Raw genomic sequence first — 18,082 nt, forward strand, 5'->3', positions numbered from 1 at the left:
CTCATTGATCAGCGGCGAGGCGCCCCTCGCCGGGCATCCTGGTGCTCGAGAGGGCCTTCAGGTCGTGCGCGGAGCCGTTGAAATAGCTCTGGTCCACCGCTCCGGGAATCCCGACCACCTTGCCGCTCTCGGAGTACTGCCAGAAGAGCCAGCTGTTCCAGCCCGGAGGCAGCTTCGGCTCCTGCGAGGGGTGGCCTGTGTATTGAGCGAGCCACAGGGGGTGGTCGTTGAAGTAGGGGTGATCACAGAAGCTCGTCCGCCAGGTCTGGTGGTTCGTGTAGATCATCGGCTTGCGCCCCAGCGCCTTCTCCACCCCTTGGGAGAAGCGCTGCATCATCCCTGCGAGCTGCTCGCACGTGAAGGCCTGGTACTCGTTCTTGAACTCCTCCACGTCCACCACGGGGGGGAGCTCTCCCGGGTCGTTCTTGAGGTGTTGGGTGAAGTTGGTGACCTGCTGATCCACGTCATGCTTCGGATGGAAGAAGTGGTAGGCGCCCCGGGGCAGTCCCACCTTCTTGGCCCCGCTCCAGTGCGAGCTGAAGTGCGAGTCCACCACGCCCGTGGAGTCCGTTGCCTTGACGAAGACGAAGGCGGTGGAGGACTTCACGGTGTCCCAGTCCACCGTCGGCTGGTAGTGGGAGACATCGATGCCTTGCACCCGTGCCTCCTGGGTCGCGCTGGCCTGCTGGATCTTGCTGGCCTCCTTCTCCTGCGTGGCCCCGGTGACGGCGGGAGGCGCGGCCGGCGCGACACGGGTGGGGGAGGGAGATGCCGCGGGGACCACCGCCTGCGCCTGGGGTGGAGCGGCGGGGGACGAGCAGGCCACGAGCAGCACCACGGATCCCAGCATCGACAGCGGTCTCATTCCATCCATCAACGAAGACATGACTGCGCTCCTTTTCGTGAAACCTGTTCGGCCCCGAACCAACGGGAGCCGGTTCATCAGTAGATGACGAAGTTGAGGGTGACGTTGGGCCGCACCCGCTGCGTTCCGCCCAGGGGCAGGTGAATGCCTCCCCCCAACACGAGCCCCAGCTGCCGCCCGCGGAAGGACGGGGTGTAGGTGAGGAACGCGTCCCCGCCGCTGCCCTCCAGGGATTGGAAGTCGGAGGAGAGCCCTCCGGCGAGCCCCACGGGCCCCACCTGCACCACGCGCGCCGAGCCGCCGAAGCGCAGCAGGCTGGCGGTGCGGAACGAGCTCCCGATGGTCGCCATGAAGGACGGACCCCACTTCACCAGGGCCGGAGGAGCGCCCTCCCGTGGGGCATTGGCGTAGGTGAAGTCCGCATCCACCAGCCGCGCCTGCGTGAGCGGGCGGTACTTCCCCGTGCCCTCCGGGGCGACCTCGATGAGCTGGACGCGTTCGGTCATCAGTGAGCCGTCCGTCTGTTGCAGGACGGTGCCCTCCACCCGGAAGAACTGAGCGAGCTGGAGCTTCTCGTCGCCCTGCACCCAGATGTTGGGGTCCTCGAGGTGAACGCGGCCCTCCTTGTCGGTGAACTCGTAGGAGATGGCCCTTTGGTCCGGGGGGATGGTGGGCTCGCCGGGTCGCGTCGGCGCGGGCGGCTCCTCCCGGGCCGTCTGAGTCCCTCCCAGCTCCTGCTGCCGTAATTCGAAGACGGCGTTGGAGATGCTCTTGAGGGCGAGCGCGTGCTCGAGGCGGAACTTCTCGAAGTCCGCGTCCCGGGCCGTGAGCTGCGCCTGGTACTTCTCCTCCAGCGTGCCCTGGGTCACCAGCTGGGCGCGCGCCAGGCTCAGCTGGGTGTTCAGCTCCTGCATCTGCTTCTCGCTCTCGGTGAGCTTGCCCTGGAGCTGGCGCTGGTATTCGTCGTCGCGGCGCTCCCAATCCGCGTCCTTGTAGCGGTGGTAGGCGTAGGCGCCGCCCGCGGCGGAGCCGATGACCAGCAACGCGCCCCCCATCACTCTTGCCGAGCCGAAACCGCCCATGTCTGCTTCTCCTCGTCACCAGATGCGAAGGAAGGAGCGCACGTCCTCTTTCGGGAAGGTGTTGAGGTCGGCGACGCACTTGCCGAGCTTCGATTCATCGAGGACCAGCGGGTTTCCAGCTTTCGAGACGTCGGGATCCGCCAGGAGCTCCCGGTAGGGATTGGTGTTGTCGGCGTAATGGATGAGCCAGATCGTGTTCAGGCGCATCGACCAGATGGCATTGCGCCACTTGTAGGCCGCATCCGAGGACCGGAAGGAGGTGACCGTCGGCTCGAGGGTGCCCGCGAATCCGCACTTGGTGGGTTCGAGATCTCTCGGGTACTCGAAGGCGTGAAACACCAGGAGCAGGTCTGGCGAGGAGCCAGACGTCTCGAGGACGAGGTGCCCGTGGAAGAAGTTGTTGCGGCTGAGTACCCTCTTGTTGCCGTACCTGGCCGACAGGTGTGAGGCCACCGAGTCGAACAGCGAGTCGATGTAGGTGGTGGTGGCTTGATCCGTGAATCGAGCGAAGGGCGCCCCGCCGCTGGCCCAGTTCTCGATCTTGAAGTAGCCGGGCGTCTTCTCGAGTTTCGATTCGTTGCTGAGCGTGTTGCTCGCGACGGGGCTGGTCTTGCTCTGCAGGTGGCTTTTGACCTCGGAGTCCGAGCTCTTCTGGAGCAGTGCGGAAAGATCCGCCGGGATGTTCTTGGGCCCGTCGACGACCTCGACGTGGGTGGACGAGCTGGTGACGCTCTTGAGCGCCGCGAGGGCGGACGTGGCGGTCATGGTTCCTCCAGAATGGGCAAGGGGTCTGCCTGACCGGATGGTCGCGGCAATCCCGCCTCCTGGAGACGATCCATCGACTGGCTTTGTGAAACGCCCGTTTAAAACATGGTATACAGGCTTTTCACGTTAAGGAGCTTCGCATGGTCCCACCCGTCCGTACCTGGCCCCCTCCGCGCACGCTGTCGCGCTTCCTCGTGCCCCTGCTCGGACTCGTCCTGTCCGCCACGGAGGCCGCCGCGGCGACGCGGCCCTCGCTGGTGAATACGCGCATCTCGACGCCCTTCGGCTCCAACGGCCACTCCTCGACCCTGGATGGCCGGGTCTTCATCGGCAACGTGGGGGAGGATCACGCGACGACGACCACCACCTGGAGGGCCCGGGTGTTCCGGCCCGAGGCGGTGACCTACGACGCCGAAGGGAAGCCGGGCTTTTCGAGTGCCTTCTCTCCCGGGAAGACGATCCAGGTGAAGAACGGGGAGAATGCGCTGGCCTTCTGCTTCACCAACCCGGCGCAGCCCTACACGCTCAGCAGCGGCGTCGCCGTCTACCAGCCGTTCATCTTCGACTCGATGATGTTCAACGGCCCGAACCGCTTCCGCCGCCGCACCACGGATATCCGGGTCAGCCAGCCCTTCACGGCCCAGGCGGAGATCGCCTCGTTCTCCACGGGGACGCTGGAGGAGCTGAAGACCGTCTCGGGTGCCCCCATCATGGGCATCGAGCCGACGATGACCTCCGACGGGCGGCTGTTCCTCTTCCAGGGCGGCCCCAACAACGACGGCGCCATCGATCACCTGATGTACAGCTACAACCCCACCCCCTGTGCCGCCACGGGTTGGAGCACTCCCCGGCCCCTGTCGATGATGTTCAACGACCCCAACCCGGGTCTCAAGCGCTACCCGCTGGCCTGGCAGCGGATGAAGGCGGCCACCGGCGAGGACTTCGGTGACACCGTGGCGGGCGGCAACCTGATCCGCGCCGCCTATCCCTGGGTGGATCACGAGGGCCGCAACGTCCTTTACGCCGCCGTCGGGTTCACCGGAGCCGCGGGCGGGCGTCGCGAGGCGATGAGCCTGATTGGCGCGGACACGGGGTGGATCGCCCATCACATCGACGGGAGCATCAACACCGACCGGCAGGACATCGCGCACCTCTTCTACTCGGGTCCCATGTGGAACTTCGAGCAGGAGCGCGCTCCCGAGCAGAACTTCCCGCCGGGCTCGAGCAACGAGACCCGCTTCCTCCCCGTCACCAAGACGCACGACGTGCTCGCGCTCTTCGGGAGCAACACGGCGGACTACAACGAGGTCGATCTGGGAGAGCTGCTCAATCCCTTCCAGATGCTCTTCCTGCCCATGAACGAGATGGTCACCCGGGCCGGAACGTATGACCTGACGCGCACGCCCGATGGCGCGGGCCGCTTCTACACGGGCACACTCGTGGGCACGGCGCAGATCTCCGAGAAGAACGACGTGACGCAGCCGTCCTCGGGCTCCCTGTGGGAGCCGCACGGCAAGGGCAAGGCCCTGGTGCTCGCCGGCGGAGGCGCCGCCACCGTGAACCTGACCGACCCAAGCAGCACCGTTCCCGGTGTCGGGGCGCTCGTGCGCGGCTTCACCGTGCAGCTCGCCATCCGTCCGGACGCCGCCATCAACCAGGGGTGCACGGGCAATCCCTACCGCTACCTCCTGGCGAAGCCCGGCGGCCTGGATCTCATCTACGAGGCGAATGGCGCGGTGCACATGTCGTTCGTGATCAACGGGCAGCGCGTTCGTCTGGGGTTCAGTCAGCCGCTTCCCAAGGGCGTGTGGACGCACCTGGCCTACACCTGGGATGGCGTCACCGGACAGTTCGGCGAGTACATCAACGGCAAGGCCACGGGGCGCGCGCTGCCCACCGCCCCCGGCTCCTTGCGGTTGGGCACGGGCACGCTCTTCATCGGCGCGGGCTCGAACCTGGACACCCAGAGCTGCCCGGCCAACGGGGAGGGCTCGTTCAAGGGCGCCATCGACGAGGTGCGCTTCTTCACCAACGCGCGCTCCAACCGCAGCATCTGCCTGACGACGCTGGGCGCGGACTGCAAGGAGGCCGCCATCCAGGAAGAGCCCACCGGGGGCCAGTTCGTCATGAATCAGCAGCACCCCGCGTGCAACAGCGTTTCGGCGCTGGGCTCGCAGGCATGCGCCGTGTCACTGCACCGTGTCTGCGCGCAGCGCGGGGCCGACGACGCGCTGAGCAGCGCCTCGAACTTCTACGAGACCCTCCAGCAGGTCATCGGCAACCGTCCGCCCATCTCCCTGCTGGGCGTTCCCGCCTCCGCCACCAGCACGGAGGTCAACGTGGCCTGCGCTCCCATCCAGCACGAGAGCCTGGGAGTGACCTTCGAGGAGCTGGCGCGCCGTCACGCGGGATGCACGGATGAGCGGTTCTCCCAGTCCACCGACTGCACCGCCGCCGCCCACCGGTGGTGCCAGGGCCTGGGTTGGACGACCGGGCAGATCTTCGAGATGACCTCCCGGCCCTGGGTGGGCTGCTTCAATTCGGGGCTCCTTCAGGATGTTCCCCGCTCGGAGCTCGGGCCCGCCTCCAACGCGGGCAACATCACCTCCGGGGAGTCGCGGCTGGAGGTCAGCAAGTGGTGCCAGTCGCGCGGCTACGGGGCGGGGGTCATCCAGGAGGTGCCCAGCACCACCACTGTCCACGTCCACTGCTTCAAGCCCGCGGTGACCCAGACGTGGAAGTTCGTTCCCTGAGCATCGCGTGACCTCGGGCGCCGCGATGGCGCCCGGGGTCGGGTCTCCCTGACGTTCTCACCGGAAGCCGTCGGCGGCGGGTTCGATTCCCGCCGCCTCCACTTTTTTACGCCGTGCTTACGGGTGGTTAGCAGCTCCCTCCATCCGTGTTGCACGTATGTCGCACGCGGGCGCAGAGGCCCGGTCGAGAACCCCGACCGCCTCTCTGCGCGTGTCCGGGCTCAGGTGGGCATAGCGCTCCGTCATGTCGATGGTCGCGTGCCCCATCAACTCCTTGATGACCGTCAGCGGTATCCCCCTCATGGCGAGGTGGCTGCCGTAGGTGTGCCGCAGGTCGTGCCAACCGATGCGGCCTTGCTCGCGCGTGATGCCCGCCCGCTGGAGGGCCCGGCGCAGCGGCAGCTTGAGCAGCCCGTCGGTAAGCGGCTGGCCGTCCTCCTGGCAGAACACGTAAGGGCCGCGCAGGTGCCGGTGTCCCTTGAGCGCGTCCACTGTCGAGCCGGGCAGTTCCACCGTTCGCTCGCGTCCGCCCTTGGGCAAGCCCGAGATACCGCGCCAGATGGTACGGCGGACGTGCAGCTTGCCACGCTGCAAGTCCACGTCGCCCCACTGGAGCCCGATCAACTCCCCTTGCCGCAGCCCCGCCTTGAGCGCCACCAGCAGCAGCGCTCGCCATTCCGGCTCGGCGGCGTTGCTCAGGCGCTCTGCCTCCTCGAAGGTGAGGAAATCAAAGGGCGGCTTCGGCAGCTTCGCGAAGAGCCTCACGCGCGGGGCCTGCTCTATTACCCGCTGCTCTTCCGCGACCGCCAGCAACTTGCTCAGCACCGTCAACACGTTGTTGATGGTTTTGAGGCTCAGCGGCTTCGGTTCCTCGCCGCTGCGCTTGCGGAGGGCTGCCCGCGTGGGGGCCTCCTTCCGGGCGCGCGCTGCCGACTTCTTCTTGCGCATGACAGCCTTGAAATCCTCAATCTCAGCCGGACCAATGGCAGCCAGCGCCATTTCACCGAAAAACGGCAGGATGTGAGCCTCTAGGATTTGGCTCTTGCTCACGACGCTGGAGTGCTTGTTGTTGTTCTCGCTGTAGGTCAGGAAGCGCGGGGCGAACTCCGCCAACGTCATGGGGCGCTCCCCGTTGTTGTTCTCCTTTCCGAAGGTTCCATTGAGGAGGGAGGCGCGCAATTCGCGCTCGTACTGCTCGGCACCCCGGCGCGTCTGCACAGGCGAGAACTTCACGACTCGCTGTCGCCGTCCGTCCGGGTGGTGGAACATGAAGTCCACTTGCCAAGCCTCCTCGACCTTCCCTGCCTTGTTCTGCCACTTCCGCAATCTGACGCTCATTTCCGACTCCCGAGCGCAGAATCACGGCCCTTACCGGCTGTCCACTCTAGCAGGGCAACTCGGCGGATGCGGAGGGTTTTCCCGATGCGAGCGACGCCGGGAACCTGTTCGAGTCGGATCGCCTCGTAGAGAGTCTTCCTGTTCACGCGCAGTATTTCGGCGGCTTCCTCCACCGTGAGAAACGCGGGCGTGGCGTCCGCAGCAACGGGGGGCGTACTCATGGCTGGCTCCCCTCCTGTACTGGCGTTGCTCTCCAAGTTGGAGAAGGGGCCGCACTCCAGAGAATGCCGCGCCGCTGGTGCATGGACGCGCGAGCTTCCCGCCGATCCCCAGCGCTGGCCCGTAGGCAAGTGACCACAGGCGCGGCCTGGAGTGCCCACAGGTGCTGCCTGGAGTGACTACCGGCGTCTTTCCCGGCGCCCTCACCTGTCAGCCAACAACGGCGCACGAATGCGCCACACACGGAGGGTTTCCCCTCCAGGGATTCGATCTTGTTCATCACCTACCCGCCCTGAACGACACGCCCAACAGCCCAAGAACTACCCAGGCCAGCAGTGACACAGCGCAAAGCCGCGTGTCCAGGCCACGAACAAAGCGAGAGGGGTGATCGGCAAGAGTGCACATAGGACCGGCCCGGTAATGACGGGCCAGGCCGACCCGTCGCGCGTGAGTGGTCAACAGGTCCGCGCCTTGCCGAGTCCTGCAAGGGCACACGCCGCGCACGAGCGGCCCGGCTAACCCATACATGTAGGGAACATTTCTGTACTGAATTCCCTGACTCGGGCCTGACCGCGCAATCCGTGCAATATTTGTTTCCGACTTGTTTGGAGCGGTCGCGAGCTTTGGAGGGGTCCACCTGCCGCCCCGGTCCCGCCGGGAGAGCCGCATCCTTGCGGTCATGGTACGCTCCCCCATCTACGAGGTGAGGTAGAGCGTGGGACTGGCACTCGGGCACCCGGACATCGGCGAGATGATCGGGGATTACAAGGTCGTGGGGTTCTTGGGCGCGGGGGGCCTCGGCATCGTCTACAAGGTCGAGCGCGGGGGCCGCTTCTTCGCGTTAAAGCTCCTTCTAATCCCCAAGCTGGACGGGCGGGGCAAGCGTGAGATCGGCATTCTCATTCACCTGGAGAACCCCGGCGTCGTCCGCTACGTGGGTTCGGATTTCTGGCCGGACCCGGTTATCGGCCATCCCTATATCGTGATGGAATACGTGCCGGGGGACACGCTTTGGACGTTTGCCTACAAGCGAAACCCGTCGGCTCGGAAGGCGACGCGCATCATCCTGGACGCGGCATTGACGCTCGGGGAGGTACACGCGGCGGGTGTGTTTCATCGCGATGTGAAGCCGGAGAACATCGTCATTCGGGAAGAGAACGAGCGCCCGATCCTGATTGATTTCGGGATTGGTTCTCTTGCCAGTGCCCCGACTCTCACCGGCTCGCAGCTCCCGCCCGGGACAGAGGAATTCCGCTCTCCCGAGCAGATACACTTTCAGCGCGCCAACCCGGACGGCTCGGGTCAATACGAGTACGGGCCCACCGATGAGATGTGGGCATTGGGCGTGACTTATTACTGGCTGCTGACGGATGTGCTGCCCTTTGGCGAGCGCACGGATGAAGGGGCCCTGGGCGGGCTGCGCGAGCGTATCTTGACTCAGCGGCCCGAAGCGCCGCACGTCGTCAACCCCCGCGTGCCGCTGGCCGCCTCGCTGCTGTGCATGAAGATGCTCGCGGAGCGGCCAGAGGACCGCTTCCCGTTGGTTGCGACACTGTGCGCGGCTCTGAATGACTCCCTGTCCAACGCGGAGAACGACGCTACCTGGGAGCCGCCGCTCGTGGATCCGCTTGAGCCGCAGACGACCACGACGCTCGATGACCCGGCAAAGCAGGAGCCAAACGAACAGCGGCGCATGTTTCTAAAGCTGGTGAAGCGGCGCCCCCGGCGCGGGCAGCCCTCGCCGAACGTGGCACCCGTGCTCTTCGTGCCCGCTGCGGTAGCAGGCCCCCGGCCCCCGGCCGCAGCCGCGAACCAGGACAAGCTCCCCATGGAGGAAGCGCCGCGCGTGGACCCGGCCCCGGTGGAGCACGAGCCGCCCGTAATGAGCGCCCCGGTGCCTCCAGCACGCGAACTCGAGCCTGCCGCAGGTCCACCCCCTCAGCGCGCAGCGTGGCGTCTCGGGGTCGTTGGGTCCGTGCTGACGGTGGCCGTCGTTGCCCTGTCCGTTGGCGCGGACTTGTGGGGGCATGGCTCTTCGAGCCGCACCAGCGAGGCATGGTTGGAACTGCCGCTACCGCCTACGTCCCCCAGCTCGACCGACGCAGGCGTGCGCGGTCGTGAAGTGGCGCCCGATGCAACGCCGCTGGAATCTCTCCCTGGAGGAGACGCGACACCCGTTGGGGCTCAACTTCCCGCGTCTACCGCTAACGCCATGCTTCGCACGTCCGCTCAGACGCCCAAGAACGAAACGCCGAAACCGCAGACGCAAGGTGCAGGGTTCCGCTTGCCGGTGAAGCCCGCAGCCGTGGCGGTCTGTGCGCTGCTCGATGGGGGATGCACCGCGCCCGCTTCCCAGGTGCGCACCGAGCCTCCCGCGATTTCCTGCCCCCAGGATTGGCGGGAGACCCACAAGCGGTTCAAGTTTTATAACCTTCCCGACGGCCCGGGCATGGCCACGGTCAATGGGTACAAGGCCGAGCCCGGAGAGGTGGCGAGGGTGAAGGATGGCCGCGTTACCCTCTATGTGGGTGAGGTCGGTGGCGTTGGATTCGGGAGCGTGGGCAATCTGCCTGACGGCACCCTGCTACTTGGACAGTGGCAGCTCGGTGACAACCGCCTTTTCGGCACCTTCACCGAGGCGAAGATTCCAGGCGAGGGGACTCTTCCCGTGTGTTTGGTTGCTGGCATAGAAGGCCGTAGCATGGGCTTTCAAGGCGCGAGCTATATGGACGAGCACGGCAAGAGTTTTCTCTGCCCCCCCGGCTTGGGCGTCTGCCTCACTCCCGGAAGCATGCCCGGCAACGCCAAGACACCCACGCGAATTCTTCTCATTGAGCCTGTCGGGCAGCCCTGATTATTACCTTGCCCTTTGGAGGTTGAGTTTCCGTGCTGCCCCCCTCTCCCGGTGCCGTCCTGCTGGCCGCCCTGCTCGCTGGTGCTGCGCAAGCCGCAGAACCTCCCCCCGTCTCCCGCTGCGCCGCGACGGCGCGTTTTGACTTGTCGGGGGAGTCCCCGGAGGGAGCGCCGGAAGTGTGCGCTAGCGCGGACGAGCCGACAGCGTTTGTCTTTGACTCTCGCGTCGCTGGGGGGCAGTGGAGTTTCAGCCAGTGGGACGCCTCGCGCATTGGGCACTCGGGGAAGACGGGCTGAGTCTCTACGTCATTCCCCAGGCGGATTATCTGCCAGGGGAGCGGGTAAAGGTGACGGTGCGCTTCGCGGATGGCGCGGTGCCGGCGACCGCGAGCTTTTGGCTCGTGGGCCATGCGGCAAAGGGGACGCGCCGGGTCGAGGTGTTCCGGCAGCCGCGCCCGCCCGACGTGCTCAAGAAAGAGAGGGACGAAGCCCAAGCCGAAGCGCGCCAGTGCCAGGAGGACAAAGCGCGGCTTCTGGCCGAGCGTGAGGAGCCGGGCGGGCTCATGGGGGCCGTGTGGCTGGAGGGGGCCGGGGTCGTGGCGTCCAAGTCGCTTGACTCGCAAGTGAGGAAGCCGCCAGCCAACGCGCTCGGGCTGGAGGTGGCCTGGAGCTACAGCTATACGCCCACGGGCGAGACCAACCCCGCAGGCGTGGTTGTGCGGCTGCGCCTCTTAAACCCCGGCGCCGAGCCCTGGACACTGGCGGGGGCGGCGTTGGTGGACTCGGCGGGGGAAGAGGTGGAGCTTGCCCGTTGGCCACTGGCGCCCATCCCCGCGAATGGGGCCGGTGCTGTCGTGGTGGGCATTGAGGGGGAGCGCGCGCAGCTCGGCTGCCCCTGCACCCTCAAGCTGTGGGAGGACGCCGGGCCTCGCACCGTCACCCTCGGGAACGTCGAGTTCCCGGTGAACCAGCAGGAGGGGCCCTGAGCACCGCCACCGCCAGCCGTGCCGAACCGCAAGGGGCTGCGCGCCCGCCGATCTCCGGCAAGCGCTCGTAGGCCCGTTGGAGCGGGTTCAAGTGCACGGGGTTGTCCAGGTCGAACTGCGCGCCCGTGAGCCCGAGGCGCGCGACCTCCGTTCTACAACGGCATGCGGTCCTTCGCTCCTCCGAGCAGCTCGAACGCGGCGTCCCACGTCTGTGAATCGGATTCAGCGCGCGGCGGCAGACGGTAGTGGGCGGGTCGACCGTCCTCGTCCGGGGCCCTCGGATCGGCGCCCGCGTCGAGAAGCAGCTTGATCATCGGAAGGTCCAGCCGACGTGCCGCGTGCCCGAGCGCGGTATATCCGGTCAGCCCGCCCCAGTCGTTGATCGTCCGAGTCGCCCCGGCGGCCAGGAGAAGAGTGGCCATGCCCACATTGCCCCTCTCTACGCACGCCCGCAGCGGCGTGTCCCCCTCGCTGCTGCACACGTTGGGCTCAGCCCCCGCCTTCAGGAGCTCTTCAACTGCCGCCAGCTCGTTTTCGCAGACGGCTACCAACAAGGGAGTCATATCCCGCTCGACGTCCCAGGCGTTGACGTCCGCGCCGTGCTCGATGAGCGCCAGGACCACGTCGAATTCGCCTCCATCGGAGAGTTCGTTGATAGCCACCTGCAACGGACGCAACCCCGGCCACTTCGACTGCGGCTCGTTTGGATCGGCCCCTCCGGCCAGCAGCGCCCTGACCTGGACCGTATCGTGCCTCTTGATCGCTGCGATGAGTTCTTGCGACATAATTTATTTATCCGCCATCGGATGACCCGGAGCGCAATTCTCCTTTTCGAGCTTCTCGGCCTTTGTGACTGCCCGTTCGAGTTGGAGCATTATTTTCTTGTGGCCCTCATCGGGCTTTCCTCCAAAGCATTTTTTCTGAATTTCCCATCGCTTATCTACAATTTTCTTCAGAGCTTCGATACGCAGCCGGATGGCAGAGCACGGCGCCTTATCCAGCTGTTTTGAGTTGGGCGCCTTCGGATTGAAGGGGGGAACTGACGCGCTGAGCTTATCCTTCTCCGCCTGAAGTGTGTCGAGCAGACTGTTCTTGCAGGTCTGATTCGCATGGCGAGGAATCCGGTCATACTCCTCCACACTGGTGTAGGGCTTGCCCGTCGCCGGATTGGTCGCAGTCCGCCAAGAGGTGGGAGCCTTGACTGCCGCAACCGGATCCGAATCAAAGTCCGGCACGACCTCCTCTGCTTCCTGACGCTCAAATACCTCCATGAGCCGCCGTGACTCCTCCGCTACGTCCAGCAGTCGCGCCTCGTACTCCCCCTGAGCGTCGAGCCACTCCGGGCGGCGGTCGATCTCCGGCCCAGCGGTGCTGGAGGGGTAGAGCAGGACGAGGCCCACGAGCAACGGGCCCACCCGGGGGAGGAATTCGGCCAGCGTTCTGGCGCGTCCCGCCTGCGCGACGCCCTCCGCCCCCCTCACCACCTTGGCGGCTTGCCCGCTCGCTTTCGCGGCGCGCGAGAAGCGCTCGAAGGCCCGTTCCGCTGCGGTGAGCTTGCGGTTCAACTGTTCCCATTGACGCGGCTCGATGTCCTGGCGTGCCCGAGATAGCAGTGCCCTGGCCTTGTCCAGGTCCGGCTTTCCAATCCACGATCGTTCCGGTGTCGGCTCCATCGGCGCGGAAACGAGCCGGATGCGCGGACCCGAGGTGGGAGTCGACGCGAAGGCTTGGGGCCGTGGCATCGACCGCAGGGCGGGCGCGCTAGCGCAGGCTGAGGCCAAGAGCAGAAGTACAAGGCAGGCTCGGAAACGCATGGGGTCCTCCATTCGAGATAGGACCTGGCGGGTCCTGGCGGGGCCGCTCGGAGTATGGAGGGTCGCCCTGACAACTATGAACGAGCGCGTCGGGGGCACAGAAGGGGCGAGGGTGCCGCAGTCGCAACTCGGGCCAGGGCGAGCGCAAACGCAGCGGGCCGCCCATGCTCTGGGGCGGTGCAAGGCTCTAGGGCGCCATATTGCACGGCCGCGTGGCCCCGGCCGGTGAACGGTGAGGCGCGCACCTGGACCGCGCCAGGAGGCTCCAGCGGCGCGGCTGCTGGGGTTCGGGGCTGGTTGAGGGAACGGCACACGTCAGCCGCATTCGGGGCTGTGGAGGGCTCCAGGGCGGTAACGGTGCCAGCCGGGCGCGCGCTCACGGATAGTGCCGGGACAGGCGACCGCTTTCCCATAGCCGGGGGGAGATACCGGGCATCCAGGTCGCTCGCGCCTCAACTGGCGTCCCTCGGATCTGGGGTCGGGGCATCTGGACACGAGGGCATGGGTGAGGCTTTACCGTGCGTATTCCGGCCATCGTGATCACCCAGATCGGTCGATCGTGATCACCTGGATCGGTCATCGTGATCGGAGCGAAGCGACGCTGACCGGGGACCTACTTCTCCGCAGACTCCTCCTTCCTGCGGGAGGGGCCCTTTAACACGACCCGATGGGAGTTATGTAGCACCCTGTCGCAAATAGCGTCGGCTACCGTCGGGTCCCCCAGGTGGTCGTGCCACTTCGTGGTGGGCAGCTGGCTGGTCATGAGGGTGCTGCGGTTGCCGTACCTGTCCTCGAGAATCTCGAGCATGTCCCGGCGCTCCTGCTCCTTGAGTGGAGCCAGCCCCCAGTCGTCGATGACCAGCACGTCCACCTTGGCCAGACGCGCCAGCACCCGCGCGTACGAGCCATCCGCGTGTGCCAGCGTCAGCTCGTCGAAGAGCCGGGGCGCTCTGCGGTAGAGCGCCTTGTAGCCCTTGCGGCACGCAGCCTCCGCCAGTGCGCAGGCCAGGTACGTCTTGCCGGTCCCCGTGGCTCCCGTAATCACCACGTTCTGGTGCTCGGCCACCCAGCGGCACGAGCCCAGCTGGCGCACCAGACTCTTGTCCAGCTCGCGCTTGGGCGCGTAGTCGAGGTCCTCCAGGCTCGCGCTGCTCAGCCGCAGCTTCGCCTCGCGCAGGCAGCGCGCCGTACGCGCGTTCTCCCGGTGCAGCCACTCGGCGTCCACCAACATCCCCAGCCGCTCATCGAAGGACAGCTTCGCCAGCTCGGGGTCCTTCTGCTGCCGTTCCCACTCGGCCGCCAGGGCGGAGAGCTTCAGGGAGTGCAGCTTCTGCATCGTCGGTTCGTTCAGCATGTGCTTGTCCTCGGGTGTGTGGCACCTGCTTGGGTGCCGCGGTGTTGGAGAGCTTCGTCGTCGCGCGCCGGCGCACGCAGTGCGACGGCGCGCCCCTCACGCACGAGGCTCGTGGGTAGCGTGAGGGTCAGTGGTAGTAGTCGCTGCCGCGCACGTTCTCGTGCGTCTGCGCGGCGAGCTCCGGTTGCGCTTCGTCCGTTGGTGGGGCGAGCCGGTCCAGCCCATTCTGGAGAATGGAGTCCACGTGCCGGAAGGAGCGGGCGCTCACGGCCAGGGCTCGCGTGCACGCCGCCTCCAGCCGCTCGTTGCCGTAGCGCCTGGCCAGCCGCAGTATCCCCAGGCAGGAGCGGTAACCCAGCTCCGGGTGAGGACGCTCGCGCAGGATGCTCTCCACCAGCTTCTGGGTGTTGGGGCCGATGGTGCCCGCCCAGTGCACCAGCCGCGAGGGCGTCCACTCCAGGTGCTTCTGGTGCGCCTTGGGCATGTGCTCCGGCTGCGTGGTGTGCCGGCCCCGCTCGTCGCTACGCACGTGACTCGCCACGCGCTCGCCGCGCTGGTACAGCTCCACCGTGGTGGCCGTCACTCGCGCCTCCAGCACCTGGTGCACCAGCGCGTACGGCACCGAGTAGAAGTGATGGTGCACCTGCACGTGGTAGTCGATGTTGACTCGCACCTGCTTCCACTCGCCGTAGGTGAAAGCCTCGGCCGGTAGCGGCCGCAGCGCCGGTTTGTCCAGCCGCTCGAAGAGCTCTCTCCGGCTCGCGTCGTACAGCCTCATTTTTCGGTTATTGAGGTCCTCCAGCAGCTCGCCAATGCGCTCGTTGAGCGCCTCCAGCGAGAAGAAGGTGTGGTGGCGCAGCCGCGCCAGTAGCCAGCGCTGCACCACCAGCACGCCCACCTCCACCTTCGCCTTGTCCCGGGGCGAGCGCGGGCGCGCTGGCAGCACCACCGTGCCGCAGTGCCGCGCGAATTCCTCGTACGTGCGCTGCACTCCCGGCTCGTAGCGGCACGCGCGCGTCACCCCGCTCTTGAGCTGGTCAGGCACCAGCGCTCCCGGCACGCCACCGAGGTACACGAAGCAGCGCTGGTGACTGGCGATGAAGTCCGGCCCTCGCTGCGTGCGCGTGGCCTCCGCGTACGTGTAGTTGGAGGCCCCCAGCACCGCCACGAACAGCTCCACCTCCACGCGCTCGCCCGTTGTCTCGTCCACCAGGTGCGGCTTGTTTCCCGAGTAGTCGACGAAGAGCTTTTCTCCCGCCCGGTGCTCCTGCCTCATGGTGAGCCGGTGTTTGGCCAACCACTGCCGGTAGTACTCGCAGAACTGCGTGTAGCGGTACCCCTCCGGGTGTTTCTCCAGGTACTCCAGGTGCAACAGCTCCAGCGTGACGCCGGGCTTCTTTCTCTCCGTGTGGATGTACACCGGGTCGGGCAGGGGCCTCTGGGCCGTGGGCTTCGGCACGGCGCCATACAGCCGCTCCTCCAGCTCCTCCTCCCGCATCTGCTCCACCTGCTCCCAGCTCAGCTTCGCCGCCGCAGCGCGCGCCAGCACGCTCCCCACCGCCCCCGCGCTGATTCCCAGGCTGCTGGCCACCTCCCGGTGGCTTCTCTTCTGCTCCCACTTCTGCCGTAGCACTTCTCGTATGTGACGCATGGACAGTCGCTCCGTGGCCATCGGCCCTCCTCGCGGAGGGCCGTCGACGAATGCCGTCCAGCGTGCTCGCTCGGCTCGCCCGCCCTCCCGCGTCCGGTTGCTACCAGCCGACGGGCCCCGTAGGGCGAACCACCTGACCTCCAGCGTAGTCCTCGGGCACCTTGGCCCGCTGAGCACGATGGCCGATCCCGGTGATCACGATGCTCCGATCTCGCTGATCACGATGCTCCGATCCTGGTGATCACGATGGGCCGACGCGCGCAGGTGTCCTCCGCGCCGGAGCAGACTGGCGTGCGGCACTCCATGTCCAGAGTTTGGTGCACCGTGCTCAGGGGGCGATGGCGTATAAGATGGATGGGAGGCCTGTTGAGGGAGAGGGCTGGTGCAGAGAGGTAGAGGAGGGCCGCTGAAGGGGGCCGGCCGAGTGGAGCGCCAGGACGGTGGAGAGGCGGCGCAGTCGCCGTGGGGAGCAAGGTCGGTGGGATTACGAGGAGGCCTGCCTGGCGGAGTAGCCGCGCAGGAAGAGGCTTTCCAGACGTGGAAGTTCGTTCCCTGAGCATCGTGTGACCCCGGGTGCCGCGACGGTGCCCGGGGTCGGGTCTCCCCGTAGGGGTGCTCGTAAGGGTGGCGGGCCGGCCTACCACGTGTCGATGAACCTGCGCCGCCCCTCACGGACCGTACGAGGATTGGACCGCAGGCCCCGGAGGATCCACGAGCGCGTCTCCGCGGGATCGATCACCGCGTCGATCTCCAGGAGCGAGGCCATGTTGAGCGCCTCTCCACGCCGGTGGGCCTCGGCGATCATCGCCTGGGTCATCTCCTCGCGAGCCGCCGGATCCTCGATGGCCTCGAGCTGCTTGCGCATGCCGATGCGCACCGCTCCCTCCAGGTTCATCCCCCCGAACTCGCCCGTGGGCCAGGACACGATGAAGAACGGCGCGCGGAAGTGTCCTCCGGCCATCGCCTGCGCTCCGAGTCCGTAGCCCCGCCGCAGGACGACCGTGAAGAACGGGACCGAGAGGCTGGCCGCGTTCACGAACATCCGAGAGACATGGCGCACGAGGGCGGTCGTCTCGGCCTGGGGCCCCACCATGAATCCGGGCGTGTCACACAGCGACACGAGGGGGAGCCCGAAGGCGTCGCACAGCTGGAAGAAGCGCGCGGCCTTGTCCGAGGCGTTCGCGTCGATGGCGCCGCCCAGGTGGAAGGTGTCGTTCGCGATGAGCCCGAGCGGCTGTCCCTCGATGCGCACGAGCGCCGTCACCAGGCTGCGCCCGAAGTCCCGGCGCAGCTCGATCACGGACCCCGTGTCCGCGAGCGTCTCGATGAGGGGCCGGATCTTGTACGCCCGGCGGCGGTTGGCGGGCAGGGCCTCGCGCAGCGCCGTCTGGTCGGCACAGGGGCCGGGAGCGGTCGCGCCCTGGAAGTAGGACAGGTAGCGCCGGGCGACGGCCACCGCCTCGGCCTCGTCGCGCACACGCACGTCGATGACACCGTTGCGCGTCTGGACGTCCGCGGGGCCAATCTCCTCCGGGGCGAACGACCCGAGCCCGCCGCCCTCGATCATCGCGGGCCCGCCCATGCCGATGTTGCTGTTGTCCGTGGCGATGACGACGTCGCAGCACCCTAGCAATGCCGCGTTCCCGGCGAAGCAGCGTCCGGAGGCGATTCCCACGCGCGGCACGAGGCCCGAGAGCCCGGCGAAGGACAGGAAGCTGGGTGTGTCCAGGCCCGCGACGGAGTGCGTGTCCGTGTCGTTCGGGCGCCCACCACCGCCCTCGGCGAAGAGCACCACCGGCAGGCGCCCCTGCGCGGCGAGCGCGAGCATGCGATCGAGCTTCCTGTGCCCCACGAGGCCCTGGGTGCCCGCGAAGACCGTGTAGTCGTAGGCCATCACCAGGGTGCGCGCCCGCTCCTCGTCGAAGAGGGCGTGGTTGACGGTCCCCAGTCCGCAGACGAGGCCATCGGCGGGGCTTGCGCGGACCAGGTCCTCCAGGGAGCGGGACGAGCGTTGCGCCGCGAGCGCGAGCCCGCCGTACTCGATGAAGCTCCCCGGATCGACGAGGTCCTCGATGTTCTCGCGAGCCGTGCGCTGACCCGTCTTGCGCCGCCGGGCCACCGCATCCGGACGGCCAGCATCCGAGATGGCCCCGAGCCGGTCACGCAACCGCGCGAGCTCGGGGTGGATCTCCGCCGGAGAGGGCTTGTCCCCAGGACCCTTCGTGTCACTCATGCGCGCACTGTAGCGCCCGGGGGTCGCGCGGACAGGTCAAACCGTCCCGTCCAGTCCCTGAGGCATCCCCAAAGGACAGGGCACCTGCCGGGCGCGTTCTGGACGAACTGGTCTGACAGTCAGACCAGTTGCTCCCAAGCGCGCCCGGGACCTCCCTGAAGGACTTACC

The 18,082-nt window shown here is 67.0% G+C and carries 14 protein-coding genes; 3 read left to right on the plus strand and 11 right to left on the minus strand.

What is annotated here, in order from left to right; translation table 11 throughout:
- Position 1 precedes the first annotated feature (1 nt).
- The 3 genes from JRI60_RS25130 to JRI60_RS25140 are packed head-to-tail and all read right to left on the minus strand — an operon-like array spanning position 2 to position 2,712.
- Entirely contained in the window at positions 2 to 886 is an 885-nt protein-coding gene (locus JRI60_RS25130; protein ID WP_204228414.1) for a glycoside hydrolase family 25 protein, read from the minus strand.
- Positions 887 to 942: 56 nt separating this feature from the next.
- Positions 943 to 1,947 carry a hypothetical protein gene (locus JRI60_RS25135; RefSeq protein WP_204228415.1) on the minus strand — a complete coding sequence of 335 codons (1,005 nt, stop codon included), beginning with the start codon at positions 1,945 to 1,947 and terminating at the stop codon, positions 943 to 945.
- Positions 1,948 to 1,962: 15 nt separating this feature from the next.
- Complete coding sequence (locus JRI60_RS25140) at positions 1,963 to 2,712, minus strand: hypothetical protein (RefSeq protein ID WP_204228416.1); 750 nt, start codon at positions 2,710 to 2,712, stop codon at positions 1,963 to 1,965.
- Positions 2,713 to 2,852: 140 nt separating this feature from the next.
- On the opposite strand from JRI60_RS25140, the gene JRI60_RS25145 reads away from it, so the two are divergent.
- On the plus strand, positions 2,853 to 5,465 hold the full coding sequence (locus JRI60_RS25145; protein ID WP_204228417.1) for a LamG domain-containing protein: 2,613 nt from the start codon (positions 2,853 to 2,855) through the stop codon (positions 5,463 to 5,465).
- A 117-nt stretch (positions 5,466 to 5,582) separates the two neighbouring features.
- Here the strand turns inward: JRI60_RS25145 and JRI60_RS25150 are convergent, their stop codons facing one another.
- Entirely contained in the window at positions 5,583 to 6,803 is a 1,221-nt protein-coding gene (locus tag JRI60_RS25150) for a tyrosine-type recombinase/integrase (RefSeq protein ID WP_204228418.1), read from the minus strand.
- Complete coding sequence (locus tag JRI60_RS25155) at positions 6,800 to 7,024, minus strand: helix-turn-helix domain-containing protein (RefSeq protein WP_204228419.1); 225 nt, start codon at positions 7,022 to 7,024, stop codon at positions 6,800 to 6,802. Before JRI60_RS25155 ends, JRI60_RS25150 begins: the two co-directional genes overlap by 4 nt.
- A 713-nt stretch (positions 7,025 to 7,737) precedes the next feature.
- Between JRI60_RS25155 and JRI60_RS25160 the strand changes: the two genes are divergently transcribed.
- Positions 7,738 to 9,876: a serine/threonine protein kinase gene (locus tag JRI60_RS25160; RefSeq protein ID WP_204228420.1), complete on the plus strand. Its 2,139-nt coding sequence runs from the start codon at positions 7,738 to 7,740 to the stop codon at positions 9,874 to 9,876.
- 253 nt (positions 9,877 to 10,129) lie between these two features.
- Positions 10,130 to 10,861, plus strand: a complete 732-nt coding sequence (locus JRI60_RS25165; protein ID WP_204228421.1) for a DUF2381 family protein — start codon at positions 10,130 to 10,132, stop codon at positions 10,859 to 10,861.
- Here JRI60_RS25165 and JRI60_RS53545 read toward each other — a convergent pair.
- The 6 genes from JRI60_RS53545 to JRI60_RS25190 form a co-directional block, all read right to left on the minus strand.
- Complete coding sequence (locus JRI60_RS53545; protein ID WP_239470715.1) at positions 10,812 to 10,958, minus strand: DUF5953 family protein; 147 nt, start codon at positions 10,956 to 10,958, stop codon at positions 10,812 to 10,814. The genes JRI60_RS25165 and JRI60_RS53545 overlap by 50 nt on opposite strands.
- 55 nt (positions 10,959 to 11,013) lie before the next feature.
- Positions 11,014 to 11,646 (minus strand): ankyrin repeat domain-containing protein, encoded by a 633-nt coding sequence (locus JRI60_RS25170; protein ID WP_204228422.1) that lies wholly within the window; start codon positions 11,644 to 11,646, stop codon positions 11,014 to 11,016.
- A gap of 3 nt (positions 11,647 to 11,649) precedes the next feature.
- On the minus strand, positions 11,650 to 12,534 hold the full coding sequence (locus tag JRI60_RS25175; protein ID WP_204228423.1) for a hypothetical protein: 885 nt from the start codon (positions 12,532 to 12,534) through the stop codon (positions 11,650 to 11,652).
- 754 nt (positions 12,535 to 13,288) lie between these two features.
- Positions 13,289 to 14,029 (minus strand): IS21-like element helper ATPase IstB, encoded by a 741-nt coding sequence (gene istB / locus JRI60_RS25180; protein ID WP_204220289.1) that lies wholly within the window; start codon positions 14,027 to 14,029, stop codon positions 13,289 to 13,291.
- Between the two features lie 127 nt (positions 14,030 to 14,156).
- On the minus strand, positions 14,157 to 15,701 hold the full coding sequence (gene istA, locus JRI60_RS25185) for an IS21 family transposase (RefSeq protein ID WP_204220288.1): 1,545 nt from the start codon (positions 15,699 to 15,701) through the stop codon (positions 14,157 to 14,159).
- Positions 15,702 to 16,317: 616 nt separating this feature from the next.
- The gene (locus JRI60_RS25190) at positions 16,318 to 17,913 is read right to left on the minus strand and encodes an acyl-CoA carboxylase subunit beta (protein WP_204228424.1); all 1,596 of its coding nucleotides are present in this window, start codon (positions 17,911 to 17,913) and stop codon (positions 16,318 to 16,320) included.
- Positions 17,914 to 18,082: the final 169 nt, after the last annotated feature.

Origin of the sequence: Archangium violaceum (assembly GCF_016887565.1) — a bacterium.
Lineage (GTDB): Bacteria > Myxococcota > Myxococcia > Myxococcales > Myxococcaceae > Archangium > Archangium violaceum_B.